Annotated in this window: 25 protein-coding genes; 18 read left to right on the top strand and 7 right to left on the bottom strand. The window is 68.0% G+C overall.

What is annotated here, in order from left to right:
- The first annotated feature begins 48 nt into the window (after nt 1-48).
- From AB0J95_RS22685 to AB0J95_RS22660, 6 genes are read left to right on the top strand one after another with little or no spacing between them, the layout of a single operon-like run.
- Nucleotides 49-1,722 (top strand): hypothetical protein, encoded by a 1,674-nt coding sequence (locus tag AB0J95_RS22685; RefSeq protein ID WP_364760938.1) that lies wholly within the window; start codon nt 49-51, stop codon nt 1,720-1,722.
- A 17-nt stretch (nt 1,723-1,739) separates the two neighbouring features.
- The gene (locus AB0J95_RS22680; RefSeq protein ID WP_364760936.1) at nt 1,740-2,666 is read left to right on the top strand and encodes an ABC transporter permease subunit; all 927 of its coding nucleotides are present in this window, start codon (nt 1,740-1,742) and stop codon (nt 2,664-2,666) included.
- Complete coding sequence (locus AB0J95_RS22675) at nt 2,663-3,634, top strand: carbohydrate ABC transporter permease (RefSeq protein ID WP_364760934.1); 972 nt, start codon at nt 2,663-2,665, stop codon at nt 3,632-3,634. The genes AB0J95_RS22680 and AB0J95_RS22675 overlap by 4 nt, the downstream gene beginning before the upstream one ends.
- 21 nt (nt 3,635-3,655) lie before the next feature.
- Nucleotides 3,656-4,684, top strand: a complete 1,029-nt coding sequence (locus AB0J95_RS22670; RefSeq protein WP_364760932.1) for a LacI family DNA-binding transcriptional regulator — start codon at nt 3,656-3,658, stop codon at nt 4,682-4,684.
- Nucleotides 4,681-6,660 (top strand): beta-galactosidase, encoded by a 1,980-nt coding sequence (locus AB0J95_RS22665; RefSeq protein WP_364760930.1) that lies wholly within the window; start codon nt 4,681-4,683, stop codon nt 6,658-6,660. Before AB0J95_RS22670 ends, AB0J95_RS22665 begins: the two co-directional genes overlap by 4 nt.
- The gene (locus tag AB0J95_RS22660; protein ID WP_364760928.1) at nt 6,657-8,117 is read left to right on the top strand and encodes a glycoside hydrolase family 43 protein; all 1,461 of its coding nucleotides are present in this window, start codon (nt 6,657-6,659) and stop codon (nt 8,115-8,117) included. Before AB0J95_RS22665 ends, AB0J95_RS22660 begins: the two co-directional genes overlap by 4 nt.
- Before the next feature lie 34 nt (nt 8,118-8,151).
- Here AB0J95_RS22660 and AB0J95_RS22655 read toward each other — a convergent pair whose 3' ends face one another.
- Entirely contained in the window at nt 8,152-9,966 is a 1,815-nt protein-coding gene (locus AB0J95_RS22655; RefSeq protein ID WP_364760925.1) for an ankyrin repeat domain-containing protein, read from the bottom strand.
- A gap of 97 nt (nt 9,967-10,063) precedes the next feature.
- Here AB0J95_RS22655 and AB0J95_RS22650 point away from each other — a divergent pair, with 97 nt between their 5' ends.
- Genes AB0J95_RS22650 through AB0J95_RS22640 form a run of 3 tightly spaced genes read left to right on the top strand, consistent with a single transcriptional unit; the run spans nt 10,064 to nt 11,235 of the window.
- Nucleotides 10,064-10,627 carry a hypothetical protein gene (locus AB0J95_RS22650; RefSeq protein WP_364760922.1) on the top strand — a complete coding sequence of 188 codons (564 nt, stop codon included), beginning with the start codon at nt 10,064-10,066 and terminating at the stop codon, nt 10,625-10,627.
- A gap of 27 nt (nt 10,628-10,654) precedes the next feature.
- Complete coding sequence (locus AB0J95_RS22645; protein ID WP_364760919.1) at nt 10,655-11,026, top strand: hypothetical protein; 372 nt, start codon at nt 10,655-10,657, stop codon at nt 11,024-11,026.
- Entirely contained in the window at nt 10,978-11,235 is a 258-nt protein-coding gene (locus AB0J95_RS22640; protein ID WP_364760916.1) for a hypothetical protein, read from the top strand. Before AB0J95_RS22645 ends, AB0J95_RS22640 begins: the two co-directional genes overlap by 49 nt.
- A gap of 7 nt (nt 11,236-11,242) precedes the next feature.
- On the opposite strand, the gene AB0J95_RS22635 is transcribed toward AB0J95_RS22640, so the two are convergent.
- Nucleotides 11,243-11,875, bottom strand: a complete 633-nt coding sequence (locus AB0J95_RS22635; protein ID WP_364760913.1) for a class I SAM-dependent methyltransferase — start codon at nt 11,873-11,875, stop codon at nt 11,243-11,245.
- A gap of 56 nt (nt 11,876-11,931) precedes the next feature.
- Here AB0J95_RS22635 and AB0J95_RS22630 point away from each other — a divergent pair, with 56 nt between their 5' ends.
- Nucleotides 11,932-12,540 (top strand): TetR/AcrR family transcriptional regulator, encoded by a 609-nt coding sequence (locus AB0J95_RS22630; RefSeq protein ID WP_364760910.1) that lies wholly within the window; start codon nt 11,932-11,934, stop codon nt 12,538-12,540.
- Between the two features lie 7 nt (nt 12,541-12,547).
- Here the strand turns inward: AB0J95_RS22630 and AB0J95_RS22625 are convergent, their stop codons facing one another.
- Entirely contained in the window at nt 12,548-13,132 is a 585-nt protein-coding gene (locus AB0J95_RS22625; RefSeq protein ID WP_364760907.1) for a hypothetical protein, read from the bottom strand.
- Between the two features lie 247 nt (nt 13,133-13,379).
- Here AB0J95_RS22625 and AB0J95_RS22620 point away from each other — a divergent pair, with 247 nt between their 5' ends.
- The 4 genes from AB0J95_RS22620 to AB0J95_RS22605 all read left to right on the top strand — a co-directional run bounded on the left by AB0J95_RS22620 (nt 13,380) and on the right by AB0J95_RS22605 (nt 18,100).
- A complete protein-coding gene (locus AB0J95_RS22620; RefSeq protein ID WP_364760905.1) occupies nt 13,380-13,967 on the top strand; it encodes a VOC family protein in 588 nt (195 codons plus the stop codon).
- Nucleotides 13,968-14,388: 421 nt separating this feature from the next.
- Entirely contained in the window at nt 14,389-16,293 is a 1,905-nt protein-coding gene (locus tag AB0J95_RS22615) for a hypothetical protein (protein ID WP_364760903.1), read from the top strand.
- A gap of 578 nt (nt 16,294-16,871) precedes the next feature.
- Nucleotides 16,872-17,672, top strand: a complete 801-nt coding sequence (locus AB0J95_RS22610; RefSeq protein WP_364760900.1) for an LLM class flavin-dependent oxidoreductase — start codon at nt 16,872-16,874, stop codon at nt 17,670-17,672.
- On the top strand, nt 17,672-18,100 hold the full coding sequence (locus tag AB0J95_RS22605) for a nucleoside deaminase (RefSeq protein WP_364761126.1): 429 nt from the start codon (nt 17,672-17,674) through the stop codon (nt 18,098-18,100). Before AB0J95_RS22610 ends, AB0J95_RS22605 begins: the two co-directional genes overlap by 1 nt.
- A 4-nt stretch (nt 18,101-18,104) precedes the next feature.
- Here the strand turns inward: AB0J95_RS22605 and AB0J95_RS22600 are convergent, their stop codons facing one another.
- The 3 genes from AB0J95_RS22600 to AB0J95_RS22590 all read right to left on the bottom strand — a co-directional run bounded on the left by AB0J95_RS22600 (nt 18,105) and on the right by AB0J95_RS22590 (nt 22,657).
- Nucleotides 18,105-18,599, bottom strand: coding sequence for a DinB family protein (locus AB0J95_RS22600; RefSeq protein WP_364760897.1), 495 nt, complete (start codon nt 18,597-18,599; stop codon nt 18,105-18,107).
- Between the two features lie 36 nt (nt 18,600-18,635).
- Entirely contained in the window at nt 18,636-20,225 is a 1,590-nt protein-coding gene (locus AB0J95_RS22595; RefSeq protein ID WP_364760894.1) for a PQQ-dependent sugar dehydrogenase, read from the bottom strand.
- A gap of 71 nt (nt 20,226-20,296) precedes the next feature.
- On the bottom strand, nt 20,297-22,657 hold the full coding sequence (locus AB0J95_RS22590) for a hypothetical protein (protein WP_364760891.1): 2,361 nt from the start codon (nt 22,655-22,657) through the stop codon (nt 20,297-20,299).
- 257 nt (nt 22,658-22,914) lie between these two features.
- Between AB0J95_RS22590 and AB0J95_RS22585 the strand changes: the two genes are divergently transcribed.
- Nucleotides 22,915-23,214: a hypothetical protein gene (locus AB0J95_RS22585; protein ID WP_364760888.1), complete on the top strand. Its 300-nt coding sequence runs from the start codon at nt 22,915-22,917 to the stop codon at nt 23,212-23,214.
- 13 nt (nt 23,215-23,227) lie between these two features.
- Here AB0J95_RS22585 and AB0J95_RS22580 read toward each other — a convergent pair whose 3' ends face one another.
- Nucleotides 23,228-23,752: a hypothetical protein gene (locus tag AB0J95_RS22580; RefSeq protein ID WP_364760885.1), complete on the bottom strand. Its 525-nt coding sequence runs from the start codon at nt 23,750-23,752 to the stop codon at nt 23,228-23,230.
- A 295-nt stretch (nt 23,753-24,047) separates the two neighbouring features.
- Here AB0J95_RS22580 and AB0J95_RS22575 point away from each other — a divergent pair, with 295 nt between their 5' ends.
- The 3 genes from AB0J95_RS22575 to AB0J95_RS22565 are packed head-to-tail and all read left to right on the top strand — an operon-like array spanning nt 24,048 to nt 25,536.
- A complete protein-coding gene (locus tag AB0J95_RS22575) occupies nt 24,048-24,470 on the top strand; it encodes a CBS domain-containing protein (RefSeq protein ID WP_364760882.1) in 423 nt (140 codons plus the stop codon).
- Entirely contained in the window at nt 24,467-24,712 is a 246-nt protein-coding gene (locus AB0J95_RS22570; protein ID WP_364760879.1) for an SLC13 family permease, read from the top strand. The genes AB0J95_RS22575 and AB0J95_RS22570 overlap by 4 nt, the downstream gene beginning before the upstream one ends.
- Before the next feature lie 8 nt (nt 24,713-24,720).
- Entirely contained in the window at nt 24,721-25,536 is an 816-nt protein-coding gene (locus tag AB0J95_RS22565) for an SLC13 family permease (protein WP_364760876.1), read from the top strand.
- Nucleotides 25,537-25,553 lie beyond the last annotated feature (17 nt).

Genomic DNA, 25,553 nt, shown 5'->3' with positions numbered 1-25,553 from the left:
ACTATTTAAGCGCTTCGACACTTCAACGGAGAAGGGCCGGCTGGAGCCATGGGTACCGAGTTGAACCGCAGAAGCTTCCTGAGTGCCTCGCTCGTCGGAGTCGCCGCGATGAGCCCGTTGCTGGCCGCGTGCGGCAGCGGCCCGGCGCAGAAGACCGGCGCGAACACCGAGTCCGGGCTGCAGGCGGCCCTGCCCGCCTACGCCCCGAGTTCCCCGGTCACGCCGGACATCCCGTCGGTGCCCGGCGGTCCCGACATCATGACCGACCCCGGTTTCCTGACCTACCCGGCCAACCCGGTGGCCACCGTGCCGGGCGTTCCCGGCCGCGGCGGCAGCTACTCGGCGGTCACGCCGCTGTGGGGAACCGTGCCACCGGCCGGGAACGCCTTCTACCAAGCCATGAACAAGGCCCTCGGCGTCGAGCTGACGATGAAACCCGCGGACGGCAACAACTACAACACGATCATCCCCACCATGACCGCGGCCAAGAAGCTGCCGGACTGGATCCAGCTGCCGAGCTGGTGGAACTCCAACTTCAACGTCGGCGGCCTGGCCGGCACGCAGCTGGCCGACCTCACCCCGTACCTGGCCGGCGACAAGATCAAGAAGTACCCGAACCTCGCCGCCATCCCCACCGGCGCCTGGCGGGCCGGTGCCTGGGGCGACAAGCTCTACGGGATTCCCTCGTTCTCCAGCAGCATCGCGCTCGCCGGGGTGGTCTTCTTCCGGCGGGACATCTTCGACGCCAAGGGCATCACCGCCGACCAGGTGCGTTCGGCCGACGACCTGATGAACCTGGGCAAGGAGCTCACCGACGCCAAGGCTGGTGTCTGGGCCTTCGACGACGTGTGGACCTACCTGTACCCGGCGTGGGGCCTGCCCAACAAATGGGCCGTCGACAACGGCAAGCTGGTGCACAAGTACGAGCTGCCGCAGTTCCTGGACGCCTTGGACTGGCACAACAAGCTCGCGGCCAACGGTTACCTGCACCCGGACGGCATGGCAGGCGACAAGTCCAACGCCAACACCCGGTTCTACGCCGGCAAAACGCTGATCACGGGCGACGGGACCGGCGCGTGGAACCTCGCCGACTACCAGTCCGGCACCGCAGCCACCGCGAGCTTCCGCCGTGGCGCGTTCAACGTGATCTCCGCCGACGGCAAGGCCACACCGCAGCTGTTCCTGGGCCCGTCCACCAGCGAGCTGAGCTACCTCAACGGCAATCTCAAGCCCGAGCAGATCGAGGAGCTGCTGGCGGTCGCGAACTACCTGGCCGCGCCCTACGGTTCCGCCGAGTACACAATGGTCAACTTCGGCGTCGAGGGGCTGCACTACACGCGGCAGAACGGCGTGCCGACGGCCACCGACGCGGGCAAGAAAGAGGTTCAGGCACAGACGTTCCCGTTCCTGGCCTCGCCGCGGGCCGTGATCAGCAACCCGGGCGGCGACGTGGTCACCAAGGACTACGCCGCCTGGCAGGCCGCCAACGCGAAATCCCTGTACAAGCCGGTGTTCTGGAACATGAACATCAGCATGCCGCAGTCGGTGGCGACCGCCGATGCCGCCCAGCCCGTCGAGGACGCCATCAAGGACTGCTACCACGGCAAGAAGAAGGTCGCCGACGTGCAGTCCGCGATCGCGACCTGGAAGTCCAGCGGCGGCGACAAGCTGACCCAGTGGATGACCGACAACGTCCTCAGCAAGTACGGCACGGGGCAGTGACATCGACGGCGACCCCAGTGACCACGGCACGGCCCCGGCTGAGCTGGCGGGTACGGCTGCGCCGGGACCGGTCGCTGCTGCTGATGACCGTGCCCGCGGTCGTCCTGTTGCTGGTGTTCAACTACGTGCCGCTGTTCGGGCTGGCCACCGCGTTCCAGGAGTACGACCCGCTGGTCGGCGTCTGGAACAGCGAATGGGTCGGCTTCGACCAGTTCACGCGGCTGTTCGCCGACTCGCTGTTCTGGGGCGCGTTGAACAACACGCTGTACCTCAGCTTCGTGCAGCTGGTGCTGTTCTTCCCGATCCCGATCGCACTGGCCCTGCTGCTCAACTCGGTGATCTCGCAGCGGATCCGCAACTTCGTGCAGTCCGTCGTGTACCTGCCGCACTTCTTCTCGTGGGTGCTGGCGATCACGGTCTTCCAGCAGATGCTCGGCGGCGCGGGCGTGCTCAACCAGTTCCTGCGCGGCAACGACATCGGCACCTGGGACATCATGACCAACCCGCACACCTTCGCGCTGCTGGTCACCTCCCAGGCGATCTGGAAGGAGGCCGGCTGGGGGATCATCGTGTTCCTCGCCGCCCTGGCCGCCATCAACACCGATCTCTACGAGGCGGCCGCGGTGGACGGCGCCGGACGGTGGCGGCGGTTGTGGCACATCACGTTGCCGGGCCTGCGCGGCGTGATCATGCTGATGCTGGTGCTGCGCCTGGGCAACGCGCTGACCGTCGGCTTCGAGCAGTTCCTGATCCAGCGGGACGCGGTCGGCCACGAAGCCGCGGACGTGCTGGACACGTTCTCGTTCTACTACGGCATCGCCACCGGCAACTACAGCTACGGCGCCGCGGCGGGGCTTTTCAAGAGCGTCATCTCGCTGCTGCTGATCTGGGGCGCGAACAAACTGGCGCACGCCTTCGGTGAGGACGGGTTGTACCGCCGATGACCGACACACTCACGATCGACCGCACCGGCACGAAGCCGCGGCGCACCGGGCCGGATGTCCACACGAGACATTCCGCGCGGCCGCGGTGGGAGGAGCCGCCGACCGTCGCCGGGCAGGCCGCCAAAGGGCTGACGCTGGGCGGGTTCCTGCTGCTGATCCTCCTTCCACTGTGGATCGTGGTGGTCACCAGCCTGTCCACCCAGGGCGCGGTGAACCGGGCCGGTGGCCTGGTGATCTGGCCGGACGGGCTGACCTTCGAGGCCTACCGGGAGATGCTGGAGGACCCGACCGTCCGCATGGCGTTGCTGGTCAGCCTCGGCATCACGCTGGTCGGGACGGCCCTGTCGATGGCGGTGTCGATTCTCTGCGCCTACGGGCTGTCCCGGTCGCGCTCGGTCGGTCACCGGTTCCTGCTGGGGCTGCTGATCGTGACCATGTTCGTCAACGGCGGGCTGATCCCGACCTTCCTCGTGGTCACCGGGCTCGGCGGGTACGACCAGTGGTGGGCGCTGATCCTGCCGAGCGCGGTGTCCGTGTTCAACATCCTGGTGCTGCGCGCTTTCTACACCCAGACGTCTGCCGACCTGATCGACGCGGCCCGGGTGGACGGCGCCGGGGACTGGCGGATCCTGTGGTCGGTCGTGCTGCCCACTTCCCGTGCGGTGACCGCGGTGACCGCGCTGTTCTACGCCGTGGGCTACTGGAACTCGTTCTTCAACGTGATGCTGTACATGCCGACGGACAGCGAGAAATGGCCGTTGCAGTACGTGCTGTACACCTATGTCAACCGCGGCAACGGGATGCCGGGCTCACTCAACGCGGGCTTCGGCACGGCACACGCGCAGACCGCGCCGCTGGCCCTGCAGATGGCGGTGGTGGTGTTGACCCTGGTGCCGCTGCTGATCGTGTACCCGTTCGTGCAGAAGCATTTCCGCACCGGTGTGCTCACCGGCGCGGTCAAGGGCTGAGAAGGGAGCACAGCGCCACCCATGGTGACACTCGCCGATGTGGCCCGGCACGCGGGCGTCTCGTCGAGCACGGTCAGCTACGTGCTCAGCGGCAAACGCGCCATCTCCGAGGAGACCCGGCGGCGGGTCGAGCGCGCCGTGTCCGAGCTGGGCTACCACCCCAACGCGGGCGCGCGGGCGCTGGCCGGCCGCCGTTCGCACATCGTGGCGCTGGTGGTGCCGCTGCGCGCGGACGTCTACGTGCCGATCATGATGGAGATCGCCATCTCGGTCACCGTCGCCGCCCGGGAGCACGGCTACGACGTGCTGCTGATCACCAACGACGAAGGCCCCGACGGCGTGCGCAGGGTCGCCGCGAGCGGGCTGGCCGACGGCGTGATCCTGATGGACGTCGAGCTGGGCGACCAGCGCATCCCGGTGCTGCGCGAGCAGGGCACGCAGACGGCGCTGATCGGCCTGCCGGACGACCCCGGTGGACTGTCCTGTGTGGACCACGACTTCGCCGGGGCGGGCGCGCTCTGCGCGGATCACCTGGCCGATCTGGGGCACCGGGAGATCGCTTTCATCGGTTACGGCTCCGGCGTGTACGACCGGCACGCCGGCTACGCCGAGCGCACGCTCACCGGTTTCCGCGAACGCGCCCAGCAACGCGGTCTGCGCTTCGTGCACCGGCCCTGCGAGGGCACCTACGAGAGCACGGCCGGGACTGTCGGCAGGATCCTGGCCGACCGGCCGGAGACCACCGGGTTCGTGGTGCAGAACGAGGGCGCCATCGGCCCGCTGCTCAGCCTGCTGCGGTCCAGCGGGCGGACGGTGCCCGAGGACGCGTCGGTGATCGCCCTGTGCCCTGATCAGCTCGCCGAACAGTACGCACCCCGCCTGACCGCGGTGACCGGGCCGACGAAGGAACTCGGCCGGATCGCCGTCGACCAGGTCATGCGCAGGCTCGCCGCGGCCGCGCGCGACGAGCTGCCGGACGACGAACTGGTCCTGCTCACCCCCGTGCTGACGGTCCGGGAAAGCACCGGGCCCAACCAGGAACGGGCATGACGGCCCAGCGGCTGACCGGCCGGCTCGGCGGCCTCGCGTTCGGCGGCGACTACAACCCCGAACAATGGGACGAGCAGGTCTGGCTGCAGGACGACGAACTGATGCGCCAGGCCAGGGTGAACCTCGCCACGGTCGGCGTGTTCGCGTGGGCCCTGCTGGAGCCGGAGGAAGGCCGCTACGACTTCGCCTGGCTCGACACCCACCTGGATCGCTTGCAGGCCAACGGTGTCGCTGTCGATCTGGCCACTCCGACCGCCTCACCGCCGCCGTGGTTCACTCACGCGCACCCGGACGCCTTGCCGGTCACTCCCGAGGGCACCACGCTCGTCCACGGCAGCCGCGACACGTATTGCCTTGTCGCGCCCGCGTACCGCTCTGCCGCGCGCCGGATCGCCGCCGCGCTGGCCGAACGGTACGGTGATCATCCGGCGCTCGCGTTGTGGCACGTGCACAACGAGTACGCCACGCTCTGCTGGTGTGACCACACCGCCGCCGCGTTCCGTGCGTGGTTGCGCGCCCACCACGGTTCACTCGACGCCCTCAACTCGGCCTGGGGAACGGCCTTCTGGAGCCAGCACTACACGTCCTGGGACCAGGTGCTGCCGCCGCGCGCCACCCAGTGGCATCGCAATCCCGGCCAGGCCTTGGACTTCCGCCGGTTCTGGTCGGACGAAGTCCTTGCCGCGTACCGGGAGCAGCGCGACGCCATCCGCGCCCACAGTGACCGGCCGGTGACGACGAACCTCATGCTGCCCGGCTACCAGAACGTGGACTTGTGGGCGCTAGGCCGTGAGGTCGACCTCGTCGCGATCGACCACTACCCGGCCGCACCGGGTCTCGACGCGGCCGCCGACACGGCTTTCGGTGCGGACCGTGCTCGTTCGTTCGCCCACGGGCGACCTTGGCTGTTGATGGAACAGGGCCCGAGCACGGTTCATGCCGGAGATCGGACCCTGGGCAAGGAGCCGGGGGAGATCCTGCGGCACACCCTCGGGCACATCGGCCGGGGCTCGGAGGGCGCGTTGTTCTTCCAGTGGCGCCAGTCCCGCGCGGGCGCCGAACAGTGGCACTCGGCGATTGTGCCGCACGCCGGACCCGGCAGCCGCATCTTCCGGGAGGTGACCGAGACCGGCGCGGTCGTCGCCCGGCTCGCCGAACTGGCCGGGTCGACGGTCACCAGCCGGGTGGCCGTGCTGCACGACTCCGACGCCTGGTGGGCGATGGACGGCGACGGCCTCCCCTCGGCCGAACTCGACTACCACGGCACACTTCGCCGCGCTCACCGGGCGTTGTGGGATGCGGGTGTCACCGTCGACTTCGCCGACCCGGAGGGCGACCTCAGTAGCTACCATTTCGTGGTGGCTCCAGCGCTTTTCGTGCTGTCCGATGCTGGTGCCCTGAACCTGCAACGGTATGTGGGAGGTGGTGGGGCTTTGCTCGTGCAGTACTTCACAGGCGTTGTCGACGAACGCCTGCACGCTCGCCTCGGTGGCTATCCGGCTCAGCCGCTGCGCGAAGCCTTGGGAATCCGCGTCGAGGAGCACCGGCCACTGCGCCAGGACGAGCGGATCGTACTGTCCGACGGTTCGCATGCCACCGCCTGGAGCGAAGTCGTGCACACCGAAGGCGCCTCACCACTGGCCACTTACACGCACGGCATGCTCGCGGACGCCCCAGCGCTCACGGAGTATTGCTTCGAGGCCGGCCGGAGTTGGTATCTGTCCACTCGCCTTGGTGACGAGGCCTACACCGCTCTGATCGCCCGGCTGCTGGGCGAGGCCGGGGTCGGCCCGGAACTTCCCGGGCTGCCCGACGGCGTCGAGAGCGTGACCCGCTCCGCTGCGGACGGCCGCCGCTGGCGCTTCGTGCTCAACCATCGCGCCGACGCCGTTGCCCTGCCGCAACCCGCCCACGATCTGCTCACCGGCGGCCAGGTGACCTCGTTGCCACCCGGCGGTTGTGCGGTGCTGACATGACTTCTGGCTTCAGCAACCCGGTCGTCCCCGGGTTCCACCCAGATCCGAGCGTCTGCCGTGCGGGCGACGACTACTACCTCGTGTGCTCCAGTTTCGAGTATTTCCCTGGCTTGCCGGTGTTCCACAGTCGCGACTTGGTGCACTGGACGCAGATCGGCAATGCCCTGCACCGCCCGCTGGACACACCTTCGTCCGGCGGGATCTACGCGCCCACTCTGCGCCACCACGACGGCCGGTTCTGGCTGATCGTCACCGATGTGTCCGTCGGCACCTTTCTGATGACGGCTACCGACCCCGCCGGTCCCTGGTCCTCGCCGATTCCGGCGCCCGGGATCACCGGTATAGACCCGGATCTCGCGTGGGACGAGGACGGCACCTGCTGGTGCACCTACGCGGGCGTTGAGCAGATCCGCATCGACCCGTACACCGGCCAGACCTCCGGCGCGGTGCGTCCACTGTGGTCAGGTACCGGCAAAGCGCCGGAAGCGCCGCACCTGTACCGGATCGGCGAGTACTGGTACCTGCTCATCGCCGAGGGTGGGACGGAACGCGGCCACGGCGTGTCGATCGCCCGTGGACCGACCATCAACGGGCCCTTCGAACCGTGTCCGGCCAACCCGATCCTGACCCACCGCGGCTTGGACCGTCCTATCCAGAACACCGGCCACGCGGATCTCGTGCAGGGGCCGGATGGTTCCTGGTGGATGGTGTTGCTCGGCGTCCGGCCGGGCGGTGGCACCCCGGGCTGGCACGTGCTGGGCCGGGAGACCTTTCTGGTGCCGGTGACCTGGGTCGGCGGCTGGCCGGTCGCGGCCTCGTTGGACCTGAACATGCCCGTGCCCCCATGGCCACTCCAGCCCTGGCCCGAACTGTCCACTCGGGACGACTTCGACCTCGGCGAGCTGCACCCCTCCTGGATGTCGCTGCGCGACCGCCCCGCCCAGCACTGCACGACCCTGGAACGGCCCGGCTGGCTGACCCTCCACGCCCGCGGAAGTTCCCTGGATGCCACGGATGTCGTGTTCGTGGGCCGCCGCCAGCAACACCTGTCCTGCCGGGCACGTACGTTGATCGACCCAGCACAAGGCATCGGCGGCCTCGCGGTCCGGCTCGACGAGAACCACCACTACGAAATGGAGGTGGATTCCGGCGAGGTGAAGGTCATCGCCCGAATAGGTCCACTGAGGACAGTCGTGGCCTCGCGGCAGGTATCGGCGGGTCCGCTGGTCCTGGGTGTCGACGTGACTGCCGTCCAGTCACCACGCGACCCCCGCACGGGTCCGGACACCGTGGCGTTCGGCGTCGACGTGGACGGCACGTTCATCGTGCTCGCCACCCTCGACGGCCGCTACCTGTCCACCGAGGTGGCGGGCGGCTTCACCGGCCGCGTTATCGGCATGTACGCCTCGACCGGCACCGTCCACTTCGACTGGTTCGACTACCAGCCGCTGACGTAGCACAGCCGTCAGCGTGAGGCGGCACGGGACACCATCACTGGCTGGCGTCGAGTGCAGCGGCGAGTTTCTTGTAGCCGTAAGCGGTTGCGACTTGAGCGGGGGTCATGCCTGCTGTGGCTTTGTCCCAGCCGTCGCCGGTGATGGTGAGGGTGGGATCGGCGCCGGCTTTGCGGAGTTGGGTGATCGGGGCCCGGGCGCCCATGGCGGCGGCGATGTGCAGGGCGGTGGCGCCGCGGTTGTCGCGGACGTTGAGGTCGGCGCCTCCCTTGAGGAGGGCCCGGACCGCGTCGTAGCGCTTGTTTGCGCAGGCAGCGTGCAAGGGAGTGGCGCCGGTTGCGTCCGTCAGGTCGATGGTGGCGCCTGCTTTGATGAGGCGGGTGACCAGTCCGCGGTGGCCGCTGGCGCTGGCGTGGTGCAAAGGGGACTTGCCTTCGTGGTCTTGATGATCGACGTTGGCGCCCGCCTCGATCAACCGCACGGCGGCCGTGGCTTGATATGTGTACAGGGACGGTCGCTCGGATTCTGCGTACAAGTCGGCTTCGGCGTGCTGGCAGACGTAGGTGAGCGGGGTGGCGCCCGTGTCGTTGACGGCGTGCACCACACTCGGGGCCGACTTGACGAGTTCGGCGACGATGCGGTCCTCGCCGAAGGCCGCCGCGTGGTGCACTGGCGTGGTGTTCGCGGTGTCGCCGGTGTGGATGTTGGCGCCCGCCGTGACGAGTGCCTTCACCGCGTCGAGCGAGCCGGCGCTTGCCGCCAGGATGAGCGGGGTGTACCCGGTCGGCCCGGGTTTGTGCGTGTCCAGTGAGCCGCCGGACGTGACGTACTGCGCCAGCCCCGATGCCCGGATCGGTCCTGGTTCACCGCCGTTGCAGTCAGCGACCACGAGAGCAGCGACGTGGACGCCGGGATCCTGCGGTACGGCCTTGGCCAGCTGAACGGCGAGTTCGCGGTGGCCATGGGCGAACGCGACGTCGGCGGCGGTCATCCCCGGCTTGGCTTTCTCGTAGCCCTCACCGTCAATGAGGAGGGCGGCGTTCGCCCCGGCCCTGAGCAGGCTGCTGACGATCCTGCTCTCACCCACCGCCGCGGCCCCGTGCAGGGCGGTAAAGCCACAGTTGTCGCGGAGGTTGAGGTCGGCGCCCGACTCCAGCAGGACGTAGACCACGTGATGGTGCTTGTACTCGCAGGCGGCGTGCAGCGGGCTGAAGCCCTTGTTGTTCGGGATGTCCACGGTCGCGCCCGCTTCGATGAGCTGGCGGGCCAGCGAAGCGCCGCCGCGGTAACACACGTTGTTCAACGGTGTACAGCCGTTGTTGTCCTGGGAGTCGAGGTTCGTACCGGCCTCGATCAACATCCGCGCGATCGCGGCGAACCGGGGTGAGGGCAGATCCGAGCCGTCCGGGCCCTCGATGATGGACCGCGTGCACATGTCGTTGAGTGGGGTCGACTTGAAGTCGTTGAGCGCGTCCACCTCGGCGCCCGCCCGCAGCAGTTGCTCGAGGCTGTCCGGTTCGCCGTAGTAGGCCGCGTGATGCAGTGGCGTGTTGTTGAACCAGTCGGTGGCATGGACATCAGCGCCCGCCGCGAGGAGCACCTTCACCACACCAGGCATGCCACCGGCCAGCCAGCTTCCATGTATGGCTCTGATGAGCGGGGTCTCTTTCTTCTTGCTCGAGTCCTGCTTGTCCAGTGAACCCCCGGACGCCACCACTTGCGTGAACCAGCTCATATCCGGCTCGGCAACCCTGCCGGCCTCGATCTCGTTGACCTCGGCGACCAGCTGGATCGCGACGCGCAGGTCATCTTCAGTTGTTTCAGCGGCGAAAACGTCCGGACCCAGAGACATGACCCGGCACAATAAAACCCGCCACCACACGCGCCGCACACCCGCCACGCCGCGATCTGCGTGGGGGTAACATCCGCGGCGAGTGACTGGGGAGCGGATGCTGCGTTGGCTGGCCGGAATCACGGTGCTGGTGCTGGCAGCCGCGTGCGGGCGGCCCGAGAGCGTCCCCGCGCCGGACAAGTACCGGCTGCCGATCCCCGCGTGCGACATGCTGAACGATGTGACAGTGGGCGAGCTGACCCGCCCGTTCCAGAAGACCAAGGACGAGGCCCGGACCAGCAGCGGCGATCACGTCGAAGCCACCGAATGCGACCGCGATTTCCAGGACGAGCACTCCAGGTTGTTCCTCGCGGTGCAGGTCCTGCGCTACTCCACCGGTGACGGCGCGACCGGGGTCGATCGGGCCCGGAAGGTCCAGCCGGCGGATTACAGTGACGTGCCCGGTTTTGAGGGTCTGTCGATCGCGCCGCACGACCCCACCACGCAAGTCGCTCTTGCCCGGGACGGCAATGTCGTTGTCCGGATCAGCCTTCAGGCAGTGTTCTCCGGAAGCGCGGAAGCCTATCCGGAGGCCTATCGTGAGTTCGAGACCATCGAACCCGAGAAGTGCGTGCTCGTGTTCGCGAAGGACGCCGCCGCCGCTCTGGGCCAGCACCGCTGAGTCGGCGCGATTCTCTGTGTCAAGACGGTGTTGGGCGACCCGGGTTTCAGCCGGGCCCAGGCCACGATGCACGACCAGCCCCGGATGGTTCCCGACTCCCTGCCGATGGGCCTGCTGGACATGGAGCCGCCCAAACACAGCAGGAGCCGCCGGCTGCTCACCAAGGCGTTCACCGTGCGCGGCGCGGAGCGGATCCGGCCGTTCACGCAGCGGCTCGCCACCGAGCTGGTCATCGCCATCATCGACACCGGTCCACCGGCAGACCTGGTTGGCTCGTTCACCCGCCCGCTGCCGATCGGAGTGATCTACGAACTACTGGGTGTGCCCGGCGACGACCGCGAGCAGGCGCCATGGTCCTGGCCGGGGAGGAGGACGACCAGCTCACCGAGGACGAGATGATCAGGCTCGCCTTCGGGATGCTGGCCGCCGGTTTCGAGACCACCGCGAACGAGATCGCCAACTTCGTCCACCTGTTGCCCACTCATCCCGGCCAGTTCGCCCCGCTGAATGCCCAGGCCGTGACCGGCCACCTGGCCTTCGGGCACGGCGTCCACTACTGCGTCGGAGCCCAGCTGGCCCGAATGGTCGCGCTGCACGTTACGTGGTGACCGAACCCTATGCGCGGCAACTGATCTCCATGCCGTCCTCCACCGGGAAGGCGATGCTGACGTAGCCGTTGGCGGGATCGCGCACGTAGTCGAGATAGCCGGCCATGGACGGCAGGGTGATGTCGTCGGCCACCACGAGGGCGCCGGTGGCCAGGCGGGGTTCCAGCGCGGTGAGGACCGGCAGGCACAGGTCCTTCCAGCCGTCGAGCAGCACGAGCTGGATCGGTCCCGGGATGTCCGCGAGGGTGTGGCGGGCGTCGCCGGGCAGGATCGTGGCCACGTCACCGAGTCCCGCCTCGTCCAGATTGGACTGTGCGGCGGCGGCCTTGGTGGCGTTCATCTCGGTGCCGAAGACTCGCCCGGTGCCGTTGTCGGCCACCGCGGCAGCCAGGTAGACCGTGGAGATCCCGAACGAGGTGCCGAACTCCACGACGGTCTGCGGGCGGACCGCTCGTACCAGCGCGTAGAGCAGCTCGCCGCCGCGTGCGGAGATCGGCATGTACACGCCTGCCATGGCGTCGGCGAGTTCCTGCGCGGTGGCCGACGGCGGGGGAGCGGAGACGTTGGCGTCGAGCTCGGCCGCGGCGAACAACCGGTCAAGGGCAGTGCGGATTCGTGGTGTGTGCAGCATGGCTGTCATGAGCGCTAGACTAGACGCAACGTCTCGTCTTGTCTAGAACGGGGTAGGGTCCGGTCATGCACCACGGCAACCGGCATGGACGCAGTGAGCAGGCCCGCCAGGCGGTCCTGCAGGCAGCCGACGACCTGGTGGTGGAACGGGGTTTCGCCGGGGTGACGATCGAGGGGATCGCGGCCCGGGCCGGGGTCGCCAAGCAGACGATCTACCGCTGGTGGTCCTCCAAGGTCGACATCCTGCTGGACACGTTCATCGAGGACATGGCCCAGCACCTCACCCCGCCGGACCACGGTGACCTGGTCAGCGACCTGCGCGCCCACCTGGCCAACGTCGCGCGTTTCCTGACCAGATCGGCTCCGGGAGTGGTGTTCCGTGCGCTGGCGGGCCAGGCCCAGCACGATCCCGAACTGGCCGAACGGCTGCGCACTGGCTATCTGAGTCAGCAGCGCAGCCGTGACCGGGTCCCGCTGCAGCGTGCGATCGACCGCGGCGAACTGCCCGCCGGGCTGGACGTCGATCTCGCGGTGGACCAGCTGCTCGGCCCGCTCTACTACCGCGCACTGGTCACCGGGGACCCCATGCCCAGGGCCTTCACCGACCAGCTCGTGCGCAGTTTCCAGCTCCAGCACGAGCTGCCCTCCGCCGCGGACACCAGCCCGCCGCGGTAGCCGGCTCCTAGTCCAGGAGGGGACGGGCGCGGCTGGCGGCGGCTGTCAGTTCGGCGCCGTCGATCTCGATATCGGTCGGCGGGACGGCGAGGCGTGCCCATTCGACGGTCAATGTGCAGACCTGGGGTGGGAGCAGCGGGTAGATCCACAACGAGCGATCGCCGCACACCCGTCGGTCGTCTCCGGAGCTGCCGCCGCCCAAGTTCATCAACAGTGGTCCTGGTGGTGACCCGCCGACCCGGAAATGGTCCACCATGCCGGCGATCCCGAACCGGCGGGTGCTGCTGACCGCGCCGTCCGGGTACCGCAGGTCGAAGTGCAGGTCATCAGTGTCGATCTCCGGGAACGCCGGCCGATGACCCGTCGCCTCGACGTCGTCGTAGTCGCGCAGGGCAATGAACTGGAGATGCAGTTGACAACCCAGTGGATAGACGGTGGCGTGGGTCAGTACGAGCCCGAGGTCACTGCGGCGCGCCACGACCCGCTCCAGCGGCACGATCGCGCCGGCCAAGTCCTCCGGCGGCCCGAACCATTGCGGTCGCGCGGGCGGCGGAGTGCCGGGCGGTGGCGGTGAACCTTCGACGAACTCCATCTCATCACCGTAGGCCGCCGGTCAACGGCAAATTCTGTGCCAGCGACAGGGAAACTCCCGCGGGAATCCCAGGTTCGGCGCTGGCCTGTTCCCAGCCCTGCGGACCGGCGGCTGGACGTCGTGAGCGCACCGGAGTTGGGTGTTCCTCACGACAACTCGTCGGCGCTCTGGTGGCGCCGACCGCGCGAACATCGTCTTGCCGCCACCGCTAGTCGTTAGTGCCACCACAACACCAGAGGAGTCCGCCATGATCGTGGACATCGACATGAAGGTGGAAGTTCTCATCATCCCGGTCGCGGATGTCGAGCGGGCGAAGGAGTTCTACGGCCGGCTGGGCTGGCGGCTGGATGCCACGCCGCCCGGCGTCGTGCAGTTCACGCCACCCGGGTCGGCGACGTCGATCCAGTTCGGCCCGACGCTGACCGACGCGGCGCCGGGATCGGCGAAGGGGTACCTGGTGGTGTCCGACATCGTGGCCGCCAGGGACGCGTTGGTCGGCGTGGGTGTCGAGGTGGGGGAGTTCTTCCACTCTGGCGCCGATGGGCTGCAGCCGGGCCTGGATCCCGAGCGCCGCACCTACCGGTCCCGCGCCCTGTTGAGCGACCCGGACGGCAATACCTGGATCCTGCAGGAGATCACCTCCCGGCTGCCCGGGCGCGTGGACACCGGTGTCACAACGTACAGCTCGGTGAGCGACCTGTCGGGCGCGTTGCAACGCGCGGCCAAAGCCCACGGCGAGCACGAGAAGCGCACCGGCGAGGCCGACCCGAACTGGCCGGACTGGTACGCCCAGTACATGACCGCCGAGAACACCGGCACCGAACTGCCGTTGTGAGAAGGGAGTCGACGAAAACGCCCCGCCCTTGCCGAATTTCTATCCACAGTGGACGGAAAGCTCGTCCGGAAGCCCGACGTCCCCCAACCAGCTGGGCGCTCTGCTGACAGGTTCCTAGGCGCAGCCACGCCCGCGCCGCGCTGGCATCGTCACCACAGGATCCGTATCGGCTAGGGCGAGGCGCCGCCGGGTTCGCCGACGAATAGGCTCGCTTAACTGTTCGGTCTGATACGAGGGATTGCTGAGCAGCTGGCGCGGGGGTGTGGAAATACATCGGGGACATAACCTGGTGGTTTTGCTGGCGAGTTCATCGGCTGAGTCCATAGTGGACACGTCCTGACGTGGTGATGCCGTTCGCTGGAACCGGTTCCGTGGGTGACCGTGCCTGATGGGCAATCGTTGCCGGGCAAAGGTTTTCTGGGTGGTGTCTGTCGAGGTCACAGGGCTTTTTGGTGGTTTATGGGAAATCGCCCTGAACCGGTGGCGTGATCCGGTCGTGTCCTTGGGTGAGGCGCCGATTCGAAGGGAAGGGCGTATGCCCCGCTTTAGTAGCTCCGGCCGTCACCGCAAGCAGGCGAAGATCGGGCTCTTCGCGCTGCTGGGAGTCGCCGGGGTAACTGCGGCAGTGATTGCGGTGAGCAGTCCGGACAGCAACGCCGCGACGACAGCAGCAAGCCAGAACTGTAGTGACCTTGAGGCGGCGCTGCAGAACAATCAGAACTTCATCGCAGGTCAGCAGGCGAAACCCGACGCGCAGTCCGCCGACCGGATCGCCAACCGGCAGGCCGTCGTCCACCTGATCCAGCAGCGGCTGGCAGCCGGGTGCGGTGCGAAGGGCAACGCTGGCAAGGCCGCCGCTGTGGCACTGAACTGTGCCGTCGATGGTGCCGCCGATCCCAGTAGCGGCATGGCCGACAACGGCAAGGCCGCCAAGCAAAAGGACAAGGCGGCCAACCAGAAGGACAAGGCCGCCGACCGGAACAGCAAGGCGGCCAACGAGAACGGCATGGCCGACAACGGCAAGGCGGCCGACCAGAACGGCATGGCCGACCAGAATGGCAAGGCGGCCGACCTGAACGGCATGGCCCACAACGGGATGGCAGCCGATCAGAACGGGCTGGCCGACAACGGCATGGCGGCTGATCAGAACGGTGCGGCGGCCAAGGATGCTGCCAACACTGCTGACTGTGCCGCCATCGCCGCCTGTCAGGCCAGCGCGGCGGCCACCGACCCCAACGCCGCAGCCAACGGCATGGCAGCCGACGAGAACGGCAAGGCCAACAACGGCAAGAAGGCCGACAACGGCAAGGCAGCCAAGCAAAAGGACAAGGCAGCCGACCAGAACGGCATGGCCGAAAACCAGCACGGCATGGCCGACAACGGGATGGCGGCCGACGAGAGCGGCATGGCGAACAACGGCAAGAAGGCTGACAACGGCAAGGCAGCTAACCAGAACGGCAAGGCAGCTAACCAGAACGGCAAGGCAGCTAACCAGAACGGCAAGGCAGCTAACCAGAACGGCAAGGCCGACAACGGGATGGCGGCCGACGAGAGCGGGATGGCTGCCGACCAGGGCGGGATGGCTGCCGATGAAGGCGGCGCGGCTGCCGACAACAACGCGGCTGCTGTGAACAGTGTCGACTGTGCGGCCATCATCGCGTGCCAGGTGGCTGCGGACCCACAGGCCGCGGCCAACGGCATGGCCGACCAAAACGGCATGGCTGCCAAGCAGAACGACAAGGCTGCCAAGGACAAGGCCAAGGCAGCGGCGAAGGACAACAACAAGGACAAGGCGAACGCTGGAGCCGAGGACGAGGCGGCAGCCAAGGACAAGGAGAAGGCCGGAGCCGAGGACGAGGCGGCAGCCAAGAACGAGGAGAAGGCCGGAGCCCAGAACAACGCGGCAGCTAAGGACAAGGCTAAGGACAAGGCCGCCAAAGACAAGGCGGCAGCCAAGGACAACGCCGACCCCAACGCCGACGCCGCAGCTGCCGACGCCGCCTGTGTCGCAGCGGCCAACGAAGGCCTCGACCAGGCTGGGAACAACGCGAACCAGTCTGGTGCTGCGGCCGCCAAGGGCCGTGTGGTCTGTGCCGGGTCGACCGTGACGTTGTCGGGCGAGGCGGGTGACCCTGCGGCGTCGAGCAACCAGTTCCCGGTCGGCACGATGCTGAAGGTCACGAACCTGGACAATGGCAAGTCGATCACTGTGCCGGTGACCTCGACATCGGGTAGCTGTGCGCTGTTGAACAACGCGGCGTTCAACAAGATTCATGAGGCTGGCAAGCAGCTCATCCGGAACGCGAAGATCGAGAAGGTCGGTTGATGAAGACCACCCGAGTCAGCGGCGGCTGACGACGAGAATGGGTGCGGGCATCGGCTAGGTCGGTGCCCGCACCTTCGCTACGCCAACGACTGATGGCCCCGGCCGTGGACATCGGTGGTGGGGAATCTGAGGGCCGCCGGTGGGGCGCGGTGGCCGGTACGCGGTGGTCGCCGGTGTGCTGGCGCCGGAACTGGACACGGCCGCCCTGGTGGGATGCCACTGGCGCGCGACGAGTTCGGCTTCACCGGCGAGCCGAGCCGAATCTACCTGCGCGCCGACCCGGACCGGGTCTGCCACGACCAACCCCGCCAACCCCGGCATGGTCACCGTCGACCGCCCATCCGACCTGTTGATCGCCCGGGCGACCACCGCGCGGCCTTGCGTCGGGGGCTCGGGCGCTGTTGCCGGTGGTGTCGGCGTGGCCAACGTCATGGCCGGCTCGGTGCTGGCGGGCATCTACCCGGCGGTCCGCGCCGCTCGACTCGCACCGGCCGAGGCCCTGCGCCGCGGCTGCACCGTCGGTAGTCCACAGTGGCCGCCGATGGTGTTCGGTGATCACATCGGGATAGCCTGGGATCATGCGTCTCGGCGTCAACGTGCCCAACTTCGGGCCCGGAACGGATCCCGGTGTGCTGCGTGAGTGGGCGCGGACGGTGGAGGGTCTCGGCTTCGCCCTGCTGATGATGTCGGATCACGTGGTGGTCACCGCGGATGTGGCCCAGGACTATCCGGAGCCGTTCTACGAGCCGTTCACCACGTTGTCGTGGCTCGCGGGCGTCACCAGCAGGGTGCGGTTGGGGACTACGGTGCTCATCCTGCCGTACCGCCACCCGATGTTGGTGGCGCGGATGGCGGCCAACCTCAACCAGTTCAGCGGCGGCAGGCTGGTGCTCGGTGTGGGGGTGGGGTGGGCGCGGCAGGAGTTCGAGGCGCTGGGGGTGCCGTTCACCGCGCGGGGCAAGCTGACCGACGAGTACCTGGTCACGCTGCGCGAAGCGTGGGGTGCGGACGCGCCGCCCATCTGGATCGGCGGCAACAGCGAGGCGGCGATCCGCCGCGCGGTCCGGTTCGGCTATCCCTGGCACCCACTGCGGTTCACCATGCCGTGGCTGCGCCAGACGCTGGCGGACAACGAACTGCCGGCGTTCACGCCCCGCATCGCCCTGCGGATAACCACGACGCCAGTCGACGACCCCGAGCGGCTCACGGGCGTCGGCACCCTGGAGCAGATCCTGGGCGATCTCGACCAGTTGCAGCAGCTCGGCGCCGACACGGTGCTGCTCGACCCGTACCACGGCGATCCCGAAGAGACCCGCCGGCCGCAGGAGGCCTGGCGGGCGCTCACCGCCGTGGCGACCCACTGGAGGACATCATCGTGATCACCAGTGCCGACGAGGCCCTGCTGCGGCGCGCGATCGAGATCGCGGCGCACGCCGTCACCGAGGGCGACGCACCGTACGGCTCCCTGCTGGCCGCGCCGGACGGCACGATCCTCGTCGAGGCGCACAACACCGTGCAGCGCGACAACGACATCAGCGCCCACCCGGAGCTGAAGCTCGCCCGCTGGGCCGCCCGCGAGCTCGACAAGGACACAGCCGCGCAAACCACCATGTACACCAGTTGCCAGCCATGCGGCATGTGCACCGGTGGCATCGTCCGCTCCGGACTCGGCCGCGTGGTCTACGCCCTGTCCACCGACCAGCTCGTCGGACTCAACCCGGGCTCTGCCTGGCCGGTGGTACCGCAGGACGGACCGGCCCTGTTCGAGGAGGCCCGCATCCCGATCGACGACTACTACCGGCCATGACCCCCTACCCGAGGATTTGCTCGCGCAGGATGTCGGCGTGGCCGCAGTGCTGGGCCAGTTCGCGCAGGACGTGCAGGTAGACCCACTGCAGGGGGAGTGGGCCGCGCCGGTTGCCCGGCAGGATGTGATCGAGCCGCATGCCGGCTGTGGCCTGGCGGGACGCCTCACACGCTTCGCGGTGCGCTGCACGGACCGTATCGATGGAGTCCTCGCCGGTGAGTTCGAACGACTCGTCGGGAGTGGCGGGGATGCCGATCTCGGCGCGGGAGCGGCCGGTCACCGCCTCGTCGAACCAGACCTTCTCCACGAAGGTGGCGTGTTTGACCAGACCGAGCAGCGTCGTGCGGGACGCCACGAGCGACCTGCGGGCCTGTTCCTCGGTCAGGCCGTCGAGGCAGGCCTGCAGGGCCGCCCGGTGCTGGTCGATGAACGTCTCGAACTGGGCCTCGAGCGGGCTGTCGATCACTGACTCCGCGGATGCCGGACCGGTGTGTGTCATGCCTTGAGTATCGCGATCACCGGCAGCCGCGGGGCACTAGTTCAGCTTGATGAGCGTCACAGTGTTCGCGTCGTTTCCTGGCGTGTTGTCCTTGTCGCCGTTGGTGGCGGTAAGCCAGAGGTTGCCGTCGCGGGTGGCTTCGACCGTGCGCAGGCGGCCGAATGTGCCGAAGAAGTACGTCTCCGGCACGGTCACCGTGTTGCCGTGGATGTCCATCCGGTACAGCCGCTGACCCGCTTCGCCCGCGACGTAGATCGTGTCGTGCACGATGGTGATCCCGCTGGGTGACCCGTTGAAGGTGCGCCAGGTCTGCACCGGGTCCAGCAGCGCCCGGTCGTGCAGGCCGCACCGGCCCTCGCAGTACGGCCAGCCGTAGTTGCCGCCTTTGCGGATCAGGTTCAGCTCGTCGGTCTCGGAGTTGCCGAACTCCGCTTGCCACAACCGGCCCAGTGAGTCGAAGGCGAGGCCCTGCGGGTTGCGGTGTCCGTAGCTCCAGATGTAGCTGCCGTGGAACGGGTTGTCCCACGGGACGGTGCCGTCCGGGTTGAGCCGGAGGATCTTTCCGTTGAGGGAGTTCAGGTCCTGGGCGTTGGCGGAGTTCTGGGCGTCGCCGGTGGACGCGTAGAGCTTGCCGTCGGGGCCGAACCGCAGCCGGCCGCCGTTGTGGAACTTGCTGCGCGCGATGCCGGACACGAGAATCTCCCGCGACGCCAGGTCCAGCACGTCCGACGAGTACCTGAACCGCACGATCCGGTTGTCCGTCGCGGTCGTGTGCATGACGTACAGCCAGGAGTCCTTGTACGCCAGGCCCATCAGACCGCCCTCGCCGGAGGTCCCGGCGACGTCCGGGATGGTCGCGACGAAGGTCTTGGTCCCGTCCGGAGTCAGGTGATAGACCCGGAAGGTGTCCCGCTCGCTGTACAACGCCGAACCGTCCGGCAGGAAGGTCAGCCCCCAGGGAACATCGTCGCTGACAGCCAACGGCACAGCCTCGCCCACCGGGTCCGCCCCCTCGCCGGTGCGAACCGAGATTGGTGTCGGCGCGGAAAAATGACCACCAACATCCTTGGCCACCACGGTGAACGCGTAGTCAGTATTCGCCTTGAGCCCGTTCACCGAGGCCGACGGACCGGTGGACATCGCGATTCGTTTGTCCGCCAGCCGGACTTCGTACCCGGTGACCGCCACATCGTCCGTCGACGGCTGCCACACAAGCGAGACGTTGTTCGCTCCACTGTGGACGACTGCGATCCCCGCAGGCGCCGTGGGTGGCGTCACGTCTGGCGGGCGGGCAGCGGTTGTGGCCAGTACCAACGAACTCTGCGCGGACAGCACCCGGTCGCGCCCGCGGGCCAGCACGGTCCAGCGGTACTCCCGGCCGGGCTGCAGGTTGTCGACGGTCTTCGTGGTCGTCCGGCCGCCGACGATCCGGGACATGCTGCCGTTCTGGTACACCTCATAGGACAGCAGGTCACCGGGAACGGCATCCCACGCGAGCGTGATGCTCGTCTGGGTGACCGCGACGACATGGACATTCGACGGCGTTTCGGGCGCCGCCGACACGACTTGTCCCAGTGACAGGAAACTGCACGCGGCTACTGCCGCGACGACGATCCGACGGATCACGGGTACTCCCTGCGGGCCGTTGCGGCGGCACAGACAGGAATACCACTTTCACAGAGCCAGGACCAGAGTGGTCACTTCGGTTCGCCCTGGCAGCTGACCGAGGTCGTTTTGATGTCCTGGCCGACCCTGTTGGTGATCACCACCTTGATGCCGGTCACGGTTCTGCTGCCGCACGACGTGCTGATCGAGTTCTGGCCGTCGAACTGTGGTGCGGGGTTGTTGTCGATGATCCACTCGACAGTGCCGCCGTTGCTGTGCGAGACATCGCAGAAGAACTTGTTGTTGCCGGAGAACTCGCAGGTCAAGCTGGTGATGTCGGGCGGAAGCGTGCGATTGAAGGTGGCCGAGACGGTTTCGTCCTTGGTCATCGTGAGAACGCACGTGGTCCCTTGCCCGGCGCACGCGCCGCCCCAGCTGACGAAGTCGTGGTTCTGGTCCGGCGCGGGGGTGAGCTGGATCTGGGTGCCCTGGTTGACGGTGGCGCTGCATGCCCCGCTGATGATGCCGCCGCAGCTGATCGGGGGATTGTTGGACCGGATGGATCCGCTGCTGGGGCGGATGGCGGTCAGCGTGAACGTCCGGAGTGGACTGTCGAAGCGGTGGCTGACGGTCTTGGCGCTGTCCATGGTCACCACGCAGGTGGCCGCTTTGCTGCCGGCACAAGCGTCACCCGACCAGGTCCCGAGCACGTGGTCGCCGTCGGGCCGCGCGGTGAGTGTGACCTGTTTGCCGGGTTCCACACCGACGGTGCAAACGCCGGGACAGTTGAGGCCACCGCCCGTGATGGTGCCGCCACCGCCGGGAACGGCCACAGTCAGTGGGACAGTTGGCTTCTCCGTCACGGGAACGGTGACCGAGACGGTGCGTTCCCGGCCGTCGGGCAAGGTGACGACGGCGGCCACCAGGTAGCCGGTGGGCCTTGCGGCGGTCCAACTGTGCGACGTGGTCACCCCGTCGCCCTGGGCGCCGTCGCCGAAGGTCCAGTGCGCGCTGGTGGGCGCCTCCCCCGAGGAGTTGGTGACCCGCAGGGTGATGGACTCGTCGACGACCGGATTGACTTCGCTCATGGCGATCTCGAGCCGCGGTTCCGGCGGGCCGCCTGGATTCCCTGGCGGGTCCGGACGATCCACCGGTGGATCACCCGGATTCCCTGGCGGGTCTGGACGATTGACTGGTGGGTCGCCTGGATCCGCGGGGCGTGGCGCACCGGTGGGCGTGCCTGGTTGCGGATCGGGTTGGGGCGGCCGGGAACTGGGTGGCGGTGTGCCGGGAGTGTCTTGCGGCGGTTTGGGTTTGTCCGGCGACGGATTGGGTGCGTCCGGCTGGCGTCCGGGCGGCGGGTTGGGGTTGGTCACGCCTTTGGCCGGGTTGTCCGGGTTGTACTTGGCGGCGGCCGCGACCGACCCGTCGAGGTGGATCACACCGGCGTGTTCGGTGCTGGCGTCGTTGTAGAAGACCAGGCTGTCGCGGCTGAGCAGCTGGAACTGGCCGGGCCGGGTGAGCACGGTGGGTTTCGCGATCACCTGGGAGCGGGCGAGGTCGATGATCCACACCTGCCCGGTGGTGTAGTCCGGCACGAACAGACGGTTCCCGGCTTCCACCGCGGCACCGTACTTGTTGCCGACGTCGAGCGGGATCGCCTTGTCGCACTTGACGGCCGCCAGGTCGCAGATGGTCAGCACGCCGCGGCCGACGACGAGATAGAGCCGGTCGGAGTGCGGCGAACCGGAGACCTCGAACGTGTCGTTGGTCCGCACGTCCAGGTCCACGGTGTCGCGGACCCGGCCGGTGTCCCGGTCGATGGTGATCGCCTTGCGGCCCGCGGTGTCGAGCACGACCGGGCTTCCGTTGGCCACGGCGAGAATGCTGCGCCCGGGCTGCGCCACCTGGCGCTGGATGGTGCGGCTCCCGCCCGATACCCGGGTGAGATCACCGGTGGCCGTATCGACCGCCCACAGGGTGCCGTTGTCGTCCACTGTGGCCGCTCCGGCGGACAGCTTGCTTGCCAGGGAAAGCATCTCGCCGCGGCGGGCCAGTGTGTGCGGGTCGGTGTCCGCCACGATTCCACGTTGCGTGTCCACAGTGTACAGTGAGTTGCGGCTGGGGATCGCGGTGAGCCCGGCGTGGGCGTCGGGAATCGGCGATGCGGGTGAGGTCAGCTCGAAGGTGGCGCCGTCCACCCTGCGCACCGTGCCGGCGGTCTGGTCGATGACGTAGGCCGTCGCCCCTTGCTGGACCACGTCGAGGGCGTTGCCTGGCGGCGCGGCCTGCAGTTGGGCGGCCACCTCGACCGAACTGCCGTCCAGCAGCGTCACCTGGCCCACCCGGGACGACGGCAACCAGGCGGCCCCGGGCAGCAACTGCACCTGCTGCGCGGGATGGCCATCGTCCTGACCGGCCACCACCACGCCACCCACCAGCAGCGCGGCCACGACGACCGTACCTGCGTGGACCCGTCTCCCGCGGACAACACCCGAACCCCACATGGCCCCCTACCTCTCCTGCCGCCCTCTCAAATCCCGTGCCGGGACGACGAGACCCGCTCCCAACGTAAGCTGTGGCCAGAGGCGTTGAGTGCCAACGGTATCGCGCCCGCACGCGAAACCCGAGGGCATTGCAGGATCCCTGCCCGATGGCGTGAACCGGGCCGAGAGGTCGTGACCAGCGAAACGATCGGAAGGGGCTTCGAGTGGGCATCACACAGGCACACTGTGCGCGGCGCCGGCTGCTGGGGACGCTGGTGATCGCGCTCGTACTGTGGGCGGGCAGCTGGCGGATCATCTATCTCGAGGTGACCCGGTGGCACCACATGGACTCGCACCTGCGGTTCGCTCCGCCGCCGGTACCGCCCGGTAATCCACCCCCGTCGGCCGGCCTGCCGGTGATCACCGCACTGGTCGTCGCGGCATTGGCGCCACTGGCGGCCCTGGTCACGGCATTGCTTCTGGTGAAGGTGATCCGGGCGCGGTCCGGGCGCAACAGACGCTGAACGGCGCGGGATACTAGCAATCGGTGTCGTTGAGCTTCAGGTCCAGGAACAGGACCTGGCCGGACTGGAACTTGATGACGTAGCTCGCCTGCGGGTTGCCCGGGACCGGGACCGTGAGGTCCGCGCCGGATCCCGCGTCCTTCACCTCTGGATAGGCCTTCGTCACGTCGGCCGCCAGCGAGTGGATCCGGACGCCTTCCGGTGTGTGCATGTCGCCCCCGGCACTGATGTGGGACACCCCGGCCTTGGCCGAGATGGTGAGGGTGCCGTCCTCTCCGTTCGGCAGCTGGATGGTGGCGATCTCCGGACAGTCCTGTGCGCGGCCCGGCGCAGGCTGGTCACGGACCGTCCATCCGGCCGCGGTGACCTCGGCCTCCGAGGCGCCGAGTTCGACCGCGTGACCGTCGGGGCCGAGCGTCAAAGCATCTCTCGTCAGGACATCAGTCACCGCGATGTTCCCGGGCGGCTCGATACCGCCGCCCTGCGTGCCGCAGGCGGTCAGGACGAGCAGCCCGGCCAGTGCGAGAGCCTTGCGCATACCCAAGTATCGACGCCCTTGCGGGACGCCCAAGGACATTGCAGGCATGCTGCCCCATGGCCGGAACCGGTGGCCGCGGGAAGAACCGTTCCGGACACCACCCCGGGCCGGTTGGCCTGCCACTACATGGTGAGCCCCAGGCGAGTTGGGTGTTGCGCCCGATTGGTCTGAAGCATGACGTCGGGCAGGCTGGAGGAGTTGCTGCGCGTATGTCCATTGTGGAGTGAATGCGCGTTTTCCCGGTCTGAAAGGGTTGTGTGTGCTGGCGCGAGATGTTGCTGTGAGTCTTCCCGCTGTGACGGTGGATGATCCGGTGGCCAAGGCGGTCCGGGTGATGGCGGTCGGGCGGTTGCCGGGACTGGTCGTGGTGGACGGATTGTCGCGACCGAGGGTACTGCTGACCGCGACGCAGGTGTTGCGGCTGGTGGTTCCCGGTTCGTACCAGGAGGATCCGGCGCTCGCGCGCACTGTGGACGAACAAAGCGCGGACCAGTTCTGGCTGGAGGTCGCCGAACTGACGGTCGGTGACTGCCTGCCCCGGGAACCGCGCAAGCCGGTGACCGTGTCGGCCGGGGCGACGCTGCTGGAGGTGGCGGCCGTGCTGGTCCGGTCGAACAGCCCGGTGGTCGCGATGACCGGGCACGGGGGAGTGCTGGCCGGGGTGATCACGCTGGAACGGCTGCTGACCAGCCTCGCCGTGGCGGGACTGGGCACATGACGGCGGTTCTGGCGCTGGCGATCTTCCTGGTGGCGTTCTTCTTCATCGCCACCGAGAAGGCGAACAAGGTCGCCGTCGTGCTCATCGCGGCCGGTGCGATGGCCGTGCTGGGGCTGGTTGCGGGGTCGGAGGTGTTCTTCTCCGAGCACGAGGGCATCGACTGGAACGTCATCTTCCTGCTGCTGGGCATGATGATCATCGTCGGGGTGATCCGGCAGACCGGGGTGTTCAGCCGTACCTGATCGCGGAGGTGCTGGCGTCGAACATCGGCGGGGCGGCCACCCTGATCGGCGACCCGCCGAACATCATCATCGGCAGCCGCGCGGGCCTGACGTTCAACGACTTCCTGGCGCACATGGCCCCGGTGACCGTCGTGGTGTTCGTGATCTTCGTGCTGATGACCCGGGTGTTGTTCGGCAAGTCGTTCCAGTACCACCCCGAGCACGTCGCCGCGGTGATGGCGTTGCGGGAACGGCGGGCGATCACCGATGTCCGCCTGCTGGCGCGGTGTCTCGTGGTGCTGGGTGGCGTGATCGTCGGGTTCGGGCTGCACGCGGTGGTGCACATCGACCCGTCGATCGTCGCTCTGGTCGGCGCCGGGGTGATGGTGCTGGTGTCCAAGGTGGACATCGGCGAGATCCTGCGTGAGGTCGAATGGCCGACGCTGGTGTTCTTCATGGGTCTGTTCGTGATGGTGTCCGGTCTCGTGCACACGGGTCTGATCGGCGGCATCGGCGAGTGGGTCGTGGACGTGCTGGGCGACAACTACTTCGTGGCGGCGACGGCGTTGTTGTTCGGGTCCGGCGTTCTGGGCGCGTTCTTCGACAACATCCCGTACGTGGCCACGATGACGCCTATCGTGGAAGGCGTGGTGGCGCAGGCGCAGGCGCCGGATCCGGTGACCGGGCAGGCGTTGTGGTGGCGTTCGCGCTGGGCGCGGACTTCGGCGGCAACGGCACCGCGGTGGCGGCGAGCGCCAACGTGGTCGCGCTGGGCATCGCCGCCCGCACCGGTCACCGGATCAGCTTCTGGCAGTTCACCAGGTACGGCATCGTGGTCACCGTGATGAGCACGATCGTCGCC

Origin of the sequence: Actinocrispum sp. NPDC049592, assembly GCF_040675465.1 — a bacterium.
Lineage (GTDB): Bacteria > Actinomycetota > Actinomycetes > Mycobacteriales > Pseudonocardiaceae > Kibdelosporangium.
The sequence above is the reverse complement of the archived record's forward strand: the minus strand, read 5'-3'. Positions and strand labels throughout refer to the sequence as shown.